The sequence below is a fragment of the Geobacter sp. genome, from assembly GCA_009684525.1.
GTDB lineage: Bacteria > Desulfobacterota > Desulfuromonadia > Geobacterales > DSM-12255 > Geoanaerobacter.
The window spans coordinates 547082-560666 of sequence record WKKR01000001.1 but is presented as its reverse complement, the minus strand read 5'-3'; the positions used below and the strand labels follow the sequence as shown (position 1 = coordinate 560666).

The following is a 13585-nucleotide window of genomic DNA, read 5'->3' as shown; positions in this document are numbered from 1 at the left end:
TGCAGCATTGTATCGTTCGATTGATCGGAGGTGTCTGTCTCGCGCTTATGCTCATGTCCGCTCAGGTCAGGGCCGAAGACGACCAGCCGCGAACCGCGAAAAAACAGGCTGTTGTGAAGAAAAAGGTCCAAAAAGGCAAGGCTGCGACGGCCAAGGCGACAAAGGCGACAAAGGCGACCAAAGGTGCCCGGAAAAAGAGCTCTGCCGCTTCGGAAAAGAAGCCTGTTGCGAAACCGCCGAAGGTGGCGGAGGCCCCGGCGCCCGTGAGCAAGCCAATGGCCGTGGTTAAGGAGTTCCGCTCCTGGTCCAATCCGGATTACACCCGGATTGCGGTAACCCTGGATCACGAGGCACGCTTCGAGTATCACCAGTTGGGCCAGAACCGGGAGACAGGCATTCCGGGTCGGCTCTATCTCGATATCGGCAATGCGCACGTCGGGCCCGGCGTGAAAGACATTCCCATTGCCGACGGCCTCCTGAAGACCGCCCGGATAGGGCAGTTCCGGCCGGATACGGTGCGGGTGGTGCTGGACATGGAGAGTATCAAGGACTACAAGGTCTTTACCTTTTCCGATCCCTACCGGATTCTGATCGACGTGCGCGGCGAACGCCGCATGGAGATTTCCTCGCTCAGGGAGCGGATAGAGTCGGCCCCGTCACTCCCCCCTCCCGCAAAGGAACCGGCTGTTGAAAAGCCTTTGCGGCCGACGGTTGCCAAGGCGGTTCCCGTTGCTATCGGCAAGATTCGCCGGGTGGTGGTCGATCCGGGGCATGGGGGGCACGATCCCGGCGCCATCGGCGCGGGCGGCACCAGGGAAAAGGACGTGGTGCTCGCTATCGGTCTGAAGCTCGCCAAAAGGCTCAAGGAGGAGCTCGGTCTGGATGTGGTCATGACCCGTTCCACCGATGTTTTCCTGGAACTCCAGGAGCGGACGGCCATTGCCAACCAGGTGGGGGCAGACCTCTTCATCTCCGTCCATGCCAATGCGGCCCCCAATCGAGCCAGCGCCGGGATCGAGACCTACTATCTCAGTCTGGCCAAGACCGAGAAGGCTGCCCAGCTTGCGGCCAAGGAAAACGGTACCTCCCTGGAAAAGGTGAGCCTGCTCCAGGCGGTGCTGTTCGACCTGATGGTCAATTACAAGATCAACGATTCCGCCCACCTGGCAGAAGTAGTGCAGAAAGAGCTCCATCACAAGGTGGATGTGCAGTATCCGGTCAAGTCGCTGGGGGTGAAACAGGGGCCGTTCTACGTGCTGGTCGGTGCCACCATGCCGAGCATCCTGGTGGAGACCGCCTTTCTCAGCAATGAGAAAGAGGAACAGCGTCTGCGGGATGCCCAGTATCAGGAAATGACAGCCGACGGGATCATGGAAGGCGTCAGGGCGTACATCGTCAGTCAGCATCAGCAGTCAGCCTATGTGCGACAGGGTGACACAGGCCGCTGACCAAAGGGGAGCCGATGGAATTCAGCATCAACAAGTATTTCCCGGATGAAACGCACGAAACGGGCGATGCCGGCAAGGCCTCCTTCGAGGAGAAGCGGCCGCTCTATTTCACCGCCAGCAAGCGTTTTCTCGCCCATTACCGGCAGGTCATCATGGAGAAGCACCGTGCAGGCGCCTCCGGCGAAGAGGTGGTGCAGCACATCACCAAGATGACCGACACCATGATCATCAAGCTGTTCCGCTCCATCCTGGAGGATCTGCCTCCGGTCAAGCGGAGGGACGAACAGCTGACCCTGGTTGCCACCGGCGGCTATGGCCGCGGCGAATTGAACCCCTTTTCCGACATCGACCTGATGTTCCTCTACAAGGGGAAGGACTCTGCCCGGATCGAGGATATTGCCCAGAAACTCCTCTATTTCCTCTGGGACATGCGTCTCGATGTCGGCTACTCCGTCCGGACCATACCCGATTGCATCGAGATGGCGGGAAGCGACCTGACGATCAGGACGGCACTGCTGGACAGCCGCTACCTGGCCGGCGGGCGGCTCTTGTTCAAGGAGCTGCAGAAAGTGATCTTCACCCAGATCCTGACCAAGGGGAGCGATGCCTTCATCCGCGAGAAGCTGGCGGAGATGCGCAAGCGGCGGGAAAAGTACGGCTCGTCGGTTTATATCCTGGAGCCGAACCTCAAGGAGGGGGAAGGGGGGCTTCGGGATCTGCATACCGCCATCTGGGCGGCTAAGAGCAAATACAAGGTCGCTACCCTGCGTGAACTGATCATCAAGGGGGTGCTGGCCGAAGAGGAGCTGGACGAGTATTCCCGTGCGCTCTCCTATCTCTGGCGGATCAGGAACGAGCTCCATTACCTGGCCGGCAGGAAGAACGACCAGCTCACCTTCGATGCCCAGAACAGGGTAGCCGAGTTCCTCGGCTATCAGGACAACGGGCGGGTCCTTGCCGTCGAGGAGTTCATGCGGGACTACTACCTGCATGCCAACGATGTGGAGCATTTCTCCTCGCTCCTGGTCAACAAGTGCGTCACCCGCGAGGAAGGGGCCTTCAGGATCATCGGCTACTTCATCCGCCGCCCCATCGGCGAGGGGTTCTACGTCCTCAAGGGTGAACTGGTGGTGCCGGACGAATCGGTGATTGAAAAGGACCCGGCCCGGCTGATGAAGTTGTTCGAGTATGCCCAGAAGCAGGGGGTCAGCCTCAGTCTCAGGGCAAAGGCCCTGATCCGGCGCAGTCTCGACCTGGTGAACGACAAGTTCCGGCGCAGCCGCGAGGTGAATGCCTCGTTCTTCAACATCCTCCGGAGCGACAAGGGGGTTGCCGAGACCCTCCGGCTGATGCATCACCTGCAGTTCCTGAACCGGTTCATCCCCGAATTCGAGCGGACCTACTGCAAGGTCCAGCACGATCTCTATCACATCTACACCGTCGACATCCATTCCCTCTTTGCCGTGGAGGAGATCATCCGGCTCTGGAAGGGAGAACATGCCGAAGACCTGCCGCTTCTGACCCAGGTCGCCCGTGACGTGGACAAGCGGGAACTCCTTTTGCTGGCGGTCCTGATGCACGATATCGGCAAGGGGGGAGGAGGGCGCCACGCCGAGCTGGGGGCGGAGATGATGCCGACCATTGCCCGCCGCATGGGCCTTTCCAAGGAGGACAGTGAGCGGCTGGAGTTCCTGATCCGGCACCATATCCTCCTGGCGCACATTGCCCAGCGCCGCGATCTCAACGACGAGAAGATGATCGTCCAGTTTGCCCGCCAGATGGGAACCAGCGAAAACCTGAAGATGCTCTACCTGTTGACCTATGCCGACATCAAGGCGGTCGGTCCCGATGTCTGGACTGAATGGAAGGGACGGCTGACACAGGAGCTCTACGAGAAGGCGTTCCAGGTCCTGGAGCGGGGCGATTTCCGCATGGAGGCGAGCAGCGAGCGGGTGAAGAAGGTGAAGCGACAGGTCATCGAGCTTCTGGGGGATGAGTTCCCGCTCCCGGCGGTGAAGGAGGAGTTGAAGGCCATGGCCATCCGCCACCTCCTGGCCAATCCGCCCAAGGTGCTGGCGGAACATGTGAAGATCCTCCTCTCCCTGGAGGGGAAGACCATCGTTACCCGTGTCGAGCACGACCACGAAGGGGGCTTTTCCAACTGCACCGTCTGCACCCTCGATGTGCCGGGCCTGTTCTCCATGATCACCGGGGTGATGGCGGCCAACGGCATGAACATCCTCGGCGCTCAGATCCACACCGGCACCAACGGCAAGGCCCTGGACGTGCTGCAGGTCAATGCCCCCCAGGGGTTCGTCATCACCGATCCGGCCCGGTGGGCGCGGCTGGACGAGGACCTGAGGCAGGTCCTGCAGGGCCAGGTGAATGTCCGCACCCTGGTGGAAAAGCGCCAGCGGGGCACCGTGCTCACCGACCGCCCCCGGCCCCGCTTCCCGACCAGGGTGGAGATCGACAACGAGGTCTCTGCCGATTATACGGTCATCGACATCTATACCCACGACAAGGTCGGTCTGCTCTACAGCATCACCAGCACCCTGACCGAGCTGGGGCTCTATATCGGCATCTCCAAGATATCCACCAAGGTGGACCAGGTTGCCGACGTCTTCTACGTCAAGGATATCTTCGGGCACAAGGTAACCAGCGACAGGAAGGTAGAGGAGATCAGGGAGCGTCTCTGCAAGGCCATTGACGAGCTATGAACGAATACCTGGACCTCTTCCTGAGCTATCTCGTGGTGGAGAAGGGGTTGTCCCGCAATACCCTGGAGGCGTACAGCCGGGACGTGGCAGGCTACCTGGGGTATCTGGAGCGGCAGGGGGTGGCAACGGCGACAGATGGCCGGCCGCTGGATATCAGCGGCTACCTGGCGGAACTGAAGGGGGCCGGACTTGCCCCGCGCAGCCGGGCCAGGGTGCTGTCGGCCATCCGCATGTTCCACAAGTTCCTGGTCATCGAAGGGTATGCGACGGTCAATCCCGCGTCGCTCATCGAGGCGCCCAAGACCCTGCACCGGTTGCCGTCGGTACTTTCGTCCCGCGAGGTGGAGCTGCTCCTGGCGGCTCCTGTTGGCGACGATCCGGGCGCCATCCGCGACAGGGCTATGCTGGAGCTTCTGTATGCCACCGGCCTCCGGGTTTCCGAGCTGGTGTCACTCAGGGTCCAGGACATCAACCTGAACGCCGGCTATCTCCTGACCATGGGGAAGGGTTCGAAGGAGCGGGTGGTGCCGATCGGCGATTCGGCCCGGGACCAGTTGAACGACTATCTCGGCCGGGCACGGCCCGAACTGGGGAAGTCGGGCGATTCGGCCCATCTCTTTCTCAGCAGGCTCGGCAACGGCATGAGCCGTCAGGCATTCTGGAACATCATCAAGAAACGCGCGCTGGAGGGGGGGATTGTGAAAAACATCTCCCCCCATACCCTGCGCCATTCCTTTGCGACGCACCTGTTGGAAAACGGGGCGGATCTGCGGAGTGTCCAACTGATGCTCGGCCATGCCGACCTCTCCACGACCCAGATCTATACCCACATTACCCGTGAGAGGCTGAAACGGCTTCATGCGGAGCATCATCCCCGCGGCTGACAACGACGGCAGCGGATAGCCGGCATTCCTGCCGCGTAGACCGGCATGGAGCTTTTTTCTGTAACTGAGCGAACATTTTGCGGTATAGTGGGTGAACAAACTCTGGACGGAAAGGATTGACATCTTCGTTATGAAATACTTGGTTCTCCTTGGCGATGGCATGTCCGATGAAAAACTTCCGCAGCTTGGCGGGAAGACCCCTCTGCAGGCGGCCCATACGCCAAACATGGACTTCATGGCGCGTCGTGGCCGGCTGGGACTGGCCAGAACCGTGCCCAAGGGTTTGCCGCCGGGGAGCGATGTCGCCAACCTGTCGGTGTTCGGTTATGACCCGCGGACCTGCTATACCGGTCGTTCCCCCCTGGAGGCAGCCAGCATGGGCGTCTCCCTCGGTGCCGACGACGTGGCGTTCCGCCTCAACCTGGTCACCCTCAAGATCTCCGGCAGAAGGATCTTCATGCAGGACTATTCGGCAGGCCATATCACCACCGACGAAAGCCGGGTGCTGATCCAGGACCTGCAGAAGGAGTTCGGCACCGACGGCGTCGAATTCCACCCCGGCGTCGGCTACCGTCATCTGATGGTCTGGCGGGGGGGGAAGGATGCGCTCAAGGCGACTCCGCCCCACGATATCACCGGTAAGGACATATGCGAGTTTCTGCCGCAGGGGGATGGCGCAGATCGGCTCATTTACCTGATGAACGCATCGCAGATGCTCTTTTTGAACCACCCGCTGAACAAGCAGCGCGAGGCTGACGGCAAGAATCCCGCCAGTTCCATCTGGCTCTGGGGACATGGCAAGTCGCCGCGCATCGAGACCTTCCAGAAGCGGTACGGGCTGACCGGTGCGGTCATCTCGGCGGTGGACCTGATCAAGGGGATCGGCATCTATGCCGGCCTGGACGTCATTGCCGTCCCTGGCGCGACCGGGTACATCGATACCAATTACGAAGGAAAGGTTGCTGCCGCCCTTGCCGCACTGGAGACCAAGGATTACGTTTATCTCCACGTGGAGGCGCCGGATGAGGCTGCCCATTCGGGCAATCTCGAACACAAGCTGAAGGCCATCGAGGATTTCGACGCCAAGGTTGTAGGTCCGATCCTGGCCGGGGTCAAGAAGTTTGATGGGTACCGGATCCTCTGCACGCCGGATCATCCCACGCCGCTTGCCCTCATGACCCATACCTCCAACCCGGTCCCCTTTATCCTCTACAGCGGGGAAGAGGCTGAAAACCGCTCTGTCGCGGGGTATGACGAGGAGACGGCCGCGGCAACCGGGCTTTCCCTCGACGAAGGGCACCGGCTGATGGAACTGCTGCTGCAACGCTGACCCTGCCGTTCACAAGAATCCCGGAACAAAAAAGGGATGCCCCGAAAAGAGGCATCCCTTTTTTTACTGCATGAGCCGGAACAGCGGAGCTCATCCCCTCCGTTTGAACCTGAACACGCCGACACCGAGCAGCCCAACGCCCAGCAGCACCAGTGTCGACGGTTCGGGGACTGGGGGAGGGGTGGGAGCCATCCCCTCGATGGTGTCGTTTCCGCAACTCATGGCCCAGTGATATCCCCATCCGTTTGGTGAATTCAGATCCTCTGTGGTGAAATATTCGCTGAAATCGGCGAGATCAAAGGTCAATGCCTGGTCGGTGCGGGTCCAGGTGCCAGCGCCCAGAGCCCCTTCCCTGGTGACGCCTGCTCCGTTTTTATTGACGGCCCATTCCTGGCCGTCCCGCCAGATGTACCCGCTCGGCATGCCGCTGAACCGGGTGGCTGCTGCAGCGGCTGCGACGGTCGCGGTCGGCAGGGCATAGACGGAGAACGTCCCGCTGGTGACCTGGCCACTGCCGGTGGGAAGGCTTCTTGCGGCATCGGAATCGAAGACAAAGGCGTATTCCCACATTTCCCCGTCGTTGCGTATCCATGTGCCGTTCTGTTGCTTCCATCCGTCGTTCAGGTAGTTTGCCTTGCTCGTGTCGGGACGCCAGCCATTGGTGCTGATGAACAGGTCACCCATGGTCGTACCGTACTTGTTGCCCGAAGTCGGGTTGAAATAGGAGCCGTTGACCGAGATCTGCAGTTTCGACCCGGTGGTGACGACCTGGAGAGAGGATACCTGGAATGCATTGACATTGGTGCTGGCTGCCAGTACGTCCCCATAGCCATGATCGTAGGACCCGTAGAACTGGTCCTGGATGGTTGAGGTCAGTGCGTGGGCTTGCGTCGCCAGCACCGCGACTGTCATGCAGGTGGCGAACATGGTTTTCCAGGGTGTCATGTCGGTATCTCCTCTACGATTTTGTTCTAGATCCGTATTTACGACGGTACGTTGCAATCCATGCTAATACTAAAGTCGTATATGCACTGGTCATGCCATTGCCGGATCATGCGCGGGTATGTGGTAACTCACCGGGAATACAGAGGGATGGGGTGGGAACGGCCAGGGGAGTACGCTCAAATATGTAAAAGAAACCGACAACTTGGTTGAATAATCTTACAGATTGGTCGGGGTTGCCGGGGTGGGAACTACTGGTTCGGCCTGATGATAACCCCTTCCGGGCGGAAATGCATCGGCACGTCGTGGCCATAGTAGTACGGGTCGATCAGGTTGGTGCCGGGGATGCCGAAGGGGCGTTGCGGTTCGTCGTCTTCCTGCCAGAGATGGATCTCTCTGATGGATACGACCGGATAGGTATACGAAATTTCGTCGAGGGGGCGGGTCCTGGTCCCCTTGAACTCGCCGGTGAGGGTCACCAGCGTACCGGGGAGGTAGACCAGCGGGTCCAGCAGGGTCGGGGCGGTGGCGAGGAATCTGCCGCCGGTGACCTGTGACCGTTCGGGGTAGCCGTCATCGGCGAGCTGGAACTGGACAATTTCAAGTTGTCCGCCGTCAGGTGTATTTCTGGTTTCTGCCACCATGCCGCCGAGCATGACCAGTTTCCCCAGGTAGCGGGACGGACATTCCTTGAGTAACTCGATGGTTACGGAGGGATCTGCCCCTTTTCCCATCTCGTCTCTGATGACATTGGTGCAACCGGCAAGGGAGACGAGGAGAACAGCTGCAAGAGTAACGACGATTCGACCCGTCATGGGCGCCTCCTGGCAGGTGATTCCCCGTACTATGCCCCGATCCGGACTGTTTGTCAAACCCGTACCTGCCTTCTCAAAAATGCATCTGGCGATCGATCGATATGTTTCCTTTGCCTTGAGCCGCAGACGCAGCATATTTGCCTTCTGGATCTCGAAGAGGCAGTTTGACCCAGCATCAAGCGCTCCCTGGTGGTTTGGGCGATGCGTTTTGGCTTCAGTTATTTTCCGACGCCTGCCCGTGCAGAAATGGAACCGCTTTGTTTTTCTGATCTGACCTGTGATAAATATTTAGTCACAATAAACGTGCTTTGATTAAAATTTAAGCAAATCACGCTTGCCATCATTAATGAGCTTTGATATATTTGGCATCGCCTAAAAACTGTACAGTGACGCCCTGAGCGATTTTTTTCAGTCATTCGTGGCTGGGTGGCCTTTACCTTGCTATCTGCACAGCAAGGTCCACAGCGAGGTTACAGACAATGCAGATCGTAGCGTGCATCAAACAGGTTCCCGACACGACACAGGTGCAGATCGACCCGGTTACGAACACGCTGATTCGGGAAGGGATTCCGTTCATCATGAATCCCTACGACACCCACGCTCTGGAAGAGGCCTTGCGGATCAAGGACCGCTTCGGCTGCAGCGTGACCGCCATCTCCATGGGGCCCCCCAATGCCGAGGCCACGCTGAAAAAGGCGTTGGCGCTGGGTGCGGACCGGGTGGTGCTCCTGTCCGATCGCTGTTTCGGCGGCGCCGACACCCTGGCGACCAGCAACGTGCTCACCGAAGCGATTCGCGCCCTGTCACGGGAGGACGAGGTCGGGATCATCATCTGCGGCAAGCAGACCATCGACGGCGATACCGCCCAGGTGGGACCCGGCATTGCGACCCGGCTCCATTATACCCAGCTGACCCTGGTGGACCGGGTCATCGACCTGGACCTCGGCCAGCGCAGGGTCAGGGTGAGCCGCAAGCTCGAAGGCCGGCACGAGATCGTCGAATCCCCCTTGCCGGTCCTGTTGACCGTTGTCCGCGAGCTGAACCGTCCCCGCTACCCGACCGTCCCCATGCGTCTGGCAGCAGCCGACGCCACGGTGGAGGTCTGGAACAACCAGGTTCTGAAACTCGATGAAACGACCATCGGGCTCAAGGGCTCCCCGACCTGGGTGAGCAAGATCTTCTCTCCCCAGCGGGACAAGGGGGAATTCATCGGCGAAGCCTCTTCGACCTCCGATGAGACGGCGCAACTCCTGATCGACAAGCTCTTGAGCAAGGACTTGCTGTCGATATAAGACAGATTGAGATTTCGCCTGCTTTGCACGCTCGTTCGCCATCGCTCACAGCTTAAGGTTAAGAAGGGCTTTTCCCTCAACCTTAACCTCAACCTTCACCTAAGGTGTACCAATGTCCGAACCTAAGAAACTGAAAAAGCCCCGGGGCAAGGCACGTCTCATCCCCGGCAAGTGCATTGCCTGCGGAGCACGGTGTCAGACCGCCTGTCCGGTAAATGCCGTGGAGATGACCGACGCGGGCGAGCCGATCATTTTGAGCGATAAGTGCATCGGCTGCATCAAGTGCGTCAAGATCTGCCCAGCCGAGGCGCTGGAGATGTTCTTCACCCCTGAAGAGTTGAAGATCCTCGAAGAGCTTGCCCGGCTGCAGGGGGGGAAGCCGGAAGAGGAAGAACCGGACGAGGAGGCCAAAGCCCTGGCTGAGAGCCTCTCGGCCTGGCGAGGGGTCTGGGTTTTTGTCGAGCAGACCGAGGGGGAGGCGGCCAAGGTTTCCTGGGAGCTTTTGGGCAAGGGGCGCGAGCTGGCCGATGCCCTCCGGGTGCCGCTTTCGGCAATCGTGCTGGGGGAGGGGGTGGAACACCTCTGCCACGAAGCCTTTGCCTATGGGGCCGACCAGGCCTACCTGATGGATGCGCCGGTGCTGCACTTCTACCGTACCGAGTCGTATCTTCGCGGGATCTGCACGCTGATCGATGCCTACAAGCCCGAGATCATCCTCATGGGCGCCACCGGCCTGGGACGCGATCTGGCCGGGGCCGTGGCCACCGTGGTCGGCACGGGTCTCACCGCTGACTGCACCGGCCTCGGGGTAGACGACAAGCGCAACCTGATGCAGACCCGACCCGCTTTTGGCGGCAATATCATGGCCACCATCATGTGCGACAAGTTCCGTCCCCAGATGTCCACGGTCCGGCCCCATGTCATGCAGATGCCGGAAAAAAAGGCAGCGGCCTCCGGCAGCATCGTCAGGGTTGACTGTCCGGTCAGGGAAGAGGAGCTTCTGGTCAAGGTCCTGGAGATCATCAGCGACAAGCAGAAGGACCATGTGGATATCGCCGGGGCCGAGGTGATCGTCTCCGGCGGCCGCGGCCTCATGGCCAAGGAGAATTTTGCCATTCTCAAGGAGCTTGCCGACGAACTGGGCGGCGTGGTCGGTTCGTCCCGAAGCGCGGTCGATGCCGGCTGGATGCCCCACGAGCGCCAGGTGGGACAGACCGGCAAGACCGTGCGGCCGAAGATCTACATCGCCTGCGGCATCTCCGGGGCCATCCAGCATCTCGTCGGCATGCAGGACTCCGACACCATCATCGCCATCAATCGTGACAGGGAGGCGCCGATCTTCGAGGTCGCCACCTACTGCATCGTCGGTGATCTGTTCCAGATCGTACCTGCCATGACCCGCCGGATCAGGGAACTGAAGGCCGAACGGGCACGAAACGCCGCATAGGGGAATTCTCGATGATCCGAAACTATCTGTTCACCATCCTGTTTGTCGGATCTGCCGGCGTCTTTGCCTGGGAGATAGGAAAGCGTCTCCGTCTCATCAGGCTCGGACGGCCTGAATCGCGCTTCGACAGCATCGGCCGCAGGCTCAGGTCCATGTTCCTCCATGCCTTTGCCCAGGACCGCGTCCTGAAGCGCCCCTTCGGGATCAATCATCTCGTGATCTTCTGGGCATTCATGGCGCTGCTCCTGGTCAATGCCGAATTCATGGTCAACGGCATCTTTCCCGATGTCCGGCTGGCCCTGCTTCCCGACCCCATCTACCTCCCGATCCGTTTCATATCCGATGTCATGGCACTGCTTACGCTTATTGCCTCGGTAATCGCCTTGTTCCGGCGCACGATTTTCCCTCCTTTCAGGGAGGCGCGGAGCCTGGAGGGGTATGCCATCATCATCCTGGTTGCGCTCCACATGGTGGCATATCTGGGGATGAACGGCGCGGAGATATCCATGTTCAGGGAGCGGGGAGGGGCGGCCATGCCGGTATCCTCGTTCGTGGCCATGCTGCTCGGCAATGCGGACGTCCAGCTGCTCTGGCCGATCTATATGGGGTTCTGGTGGCTGCATGCCGTGGCGCTTTTCGCCTTTGTCGCGCTCCTGGTCCCCAGGACCAAGCACCTCCATATCATGACCGCCATTGCCAACTGCTTTTTTGCCAGGGAGGGGAAGCCGAACAGCCTGAAGCCCGAACAGTTCGCCATGGATGAGGTCTACGGGGCCGGCCGTGTCGACCGTTTCTCCTGGAAGGACCTTCTGGACAGCTTTGCCTGCGCCTCCTGCGGCAGATGCGAGAGCGCCTGCCCGGCCACCACGACCGAAAAGGCTTTGAACCCCCGCAAGGTCATCATGGAGATCCGCAACAACCTGCTGGCAAACGGCTCTCTCCTCAAGACCGGCGGCGCCCCGCAACTCCCCCTGATCGGGGAGGACGGCACGGTGAGTGTTTCTCCCGAAGCCATCTGGTCGTGCACCACCTGCGGCGCCTGCATGGAGGCCTGTCCGGTCCTCATCGAGCACATGCCCAAGATCATCGAGATGCGGCGCTACCTGGTGCAGATGCAGGCGGATTTCCCCGAGGAGCTGCTCAACCTCTTCGAGAACATGGAAGGGCGGAGCAACCCCTGGGGGATCGCCCCGTCCGACAGGGGGAAGTGGGCGGCTCCCGTCGGCGGCCGCCTCTATGAGCCGGGCCGGACCGAATACCTCTACTATGTCGGCTGCGCCGGCTCGTTCGACTCCCGCCAGAAACAGGTAACGGTTGCCCTGGCAACCATCCTGGATGCAGCTGGTGTGACCTGGGGAATACTCGGCAAGGAGGAGCTCTGTTGCGGCGACAGTCTCCGGCGGCTGGGCAACGAGTATGTCTTTGACCGCAAGGCGCGGGAAAACGTCAAGCTCTTCAAGGAAAAGGGGGTGACCAAGATCATCACCCAGTGCCCCCACTGTTTTTCGACGCTCAAGAACGATTACCGCCAGTATGGCCTCGAAGTCGAGGTGATGCACCAGTCGCAGCTGATCGACAAGCTCATCCGGGAAGGGAAGATCAGTATTACGGCAAAGATTGAATGGGTCGGCAAGGTCCTGTTCCACGATTCGTGCTATCTCGGCCGGCACAACGACGTCTATGAGGAACCGCGTCACCTATTGCAGACCGTGACCGGCTCGGCGCCGCTGGAGTTTGCGCGGACCAGGGAAAATGCCTTCTGCTGCGGTGGTGGCGGCGGCCGGATGTGGCTTGAGGAGAACACCGGCAAACGGATCAACATCGAGCGGGTCGAGGAGGCGTTGTTCAAGAACCCCGACACGATCTGCGTTGCCTGCCCCTACTGTCTGACCATGTTTGAGGATGGCCTCAAGGACCGCCAGGCAAAGAGTACCCGTGTCCTGGACCTTGCCGAGGTGGTTGCCGAAGGGCTGCGGATGTCCCAATGACGGATGCTGCAGGGTGCCGCACGCTGCTGGTGGTCCAGAACGACCCGGAGGTCCCGCTTGGCAGGTATGCAGAGACCTTTGCCCAGCTTGGCATACCCTGCCGCACGGTCCGGGCCTATGCCGGTGAACACCTTTCCCTGTCCGCGGAGATGGCAGGGGTGATCGTGCTGGGAGGGGCGATGGGGGCGAACGATGAAGAGGCCCATCCGTTCCTCCGCGGGGTGAAGGGTTTTATCGCGCTCTGCTTGGAGAAGCGGGTCCCCTTTCTCGGCATCTGCCTCGGCGGCCAGCTGCTCGCCGACGTGGCCGGGGGGAGGGTGACCTCCCGGACTTGCGGAGAGCTGGGAACACTTTCGCTTCAGCTGACCGGGGCAGGGAAGCTCGACCCGCTGTTTGCCGGTCTCTCCTCGCCGTTTTACTCCTTTCAGTGGCACAACGACAGCTTTACCATCCCGGACGGAGCCGTGCATCTCGCCCGTTCGCCGGTTTGCCCCCATCAGGCATTCCGTTGCGGCAACGCCTACGGCCTGCAGTTCCATCCCGAGGTGACCGCTGCCATCGTCGCCACCTGGGCCCAGGAAATTGCGGTGGAACCGCCCCTTGCCGCGGCGGATGCCCAGCGGCTCCTGAGCGAATTCGACCGGCTGCAGCCTGACTATGCCGATGCATCGCAACGGCTCATCCTCAATTTCCTGGGGCTTGCCGGCCTCCTCCCTTGA

General features: G+C 60.4%; 10 protein-coding genes. 8 read left to right on the top strand and 2 right to left on the bottom strand.

The annotated features are described in order from the left end of the window. Positions 1-47: 47 nt before the first annotated feature. The 4 genes from GJT30_02550 (at position 48) to GJT30_02535 (ending at position 6382) form a co-directional block, all read left to right on the top strand. On the top strand, positions 48-1448 hold the full coding sequence (locus tag GJT30_02550; protein ID MSM38490.1) for an AMIN domain-containing protein: 1401 nt from the start codon (positions 48-50) through the stop codon (positions 1446-1448). A gap of 14 nt (positions 1449-1462) precedes the next feature. Then, positions 1463-4168 carry a [protein-PII] uridylyltransferase gene (gene glnD, locus GJT30_02545; protein MSM38489.1) on the top strand — a complete coding sequence of 902 codons (2706 nt, stop codon included), beginning with the start codon at positions 1463-1465 and terminating at the stop codon, positions 4166-4168. Continuing rightward, entirely contained in the window at positions 4165-5052 is an 888-nt protein-coding gene (gene xerD / locus GJT30_02540; protein MSM38488.1) for a site-specific tyrosine recombinase XerD, read from the top strand. Before glnD ends, xerD begins: the two co-directional genes overlap by 4 nt. A gap of 130 nt (positions 5053-5182) precedes the next feature. After that, entirely contained in the window at positions 5183-6382 is a 1200-nt protein-coding gene (locus GJT30_02535) for a cofactor-independent phosphoglycerate mutase (protein MSM38487.1), read from the top strand. Positions 6383-6472: 90 nt separating this feature from the next. On the opposite strand, the gene GJT30_02530 is transcribed toward GJT30_02535, so the two are convergent. Together GJT30_02530 and GJT30_02525 are read right to left on the bottom strand one after the other, a co-directional pair. Beyond that, a complete protein-coding gene (locus GJT30_02530; protein ID MSM38486.1) occupies positions 6473-7327 on the bottom strand; it encodes a PEP-CTERM sorting domain-containing protein in 855 nt (284 codons plus the stop codon). Positions 7328-7575: 248 nt separating this feature from the next. Then, entirely contained in the window at positions 7576-8274 is a 699-nt protein-coding gene (locus GJT30_02525) for a hypothetical protein (GenBank protein MSM38485.1), read from the bottom strand. 344 nt (positions 8275-8618) lie between these two features. Here GJT30_02525 and GJT30_02520 point away from each other — a divergent pair, with 344 nt between their 5' ends. The 4 genes from GJT30_02520 to GJT30_02505 all read left to right on the top strand — a co-directional run bounded on the left by GJT30_02520 (position 8619) and on the right by GJT30_02505 (position 13585). After that, complete coding sequence (locus GJT30_02520) at positions 8619-9431, top strand: electron transfer flavoprotein subunit beta (protein MSM38484.1); 813 nt, start codon at positions 8619-8621, stop codon at positions 9429-9431. A gap of 112 nt (positions 9432-9543) precedes the next feature. Beyond that, positions 9544-10878 carry an electron transfer flavoprotein subunit alpha gene (locus tag GJT30_02515; protein ID MSM38483.1) on the top strand — a complete coding sequence of 445 codons (1335 nt, stop codon included), beginning with the start codon at positions 9544-9546 and terminating at the stop codon, positions 10876-10878. Between the two features lie 11 nt (positions 10879-10889). Further along, positions 10890-12866 (top strand): 4Fe-4S dicluster domain-containing protein, encoded by a 1977-nt coding sequence (locus tag GJT30_02510; GenBank protein ID MSM38482.1) that lies wholly within the window; start codon positions 10890-10892, stop codon positions 12864-12866. After that, the gene (locus GJT30_02505; protein ID MSM38481.1) at positions 12863-13585 is read left to right on the top strand and encodes a type 1 glutamine amidotransferase; all 723 of its coding nucleotides are present in this window, start codon (positions 12863-12865) and stop codon (positions 13583-13585) included. Before GJT30_02510 ends, GJT30_02505 begins: the two co-directional genes overlap by 4 nt.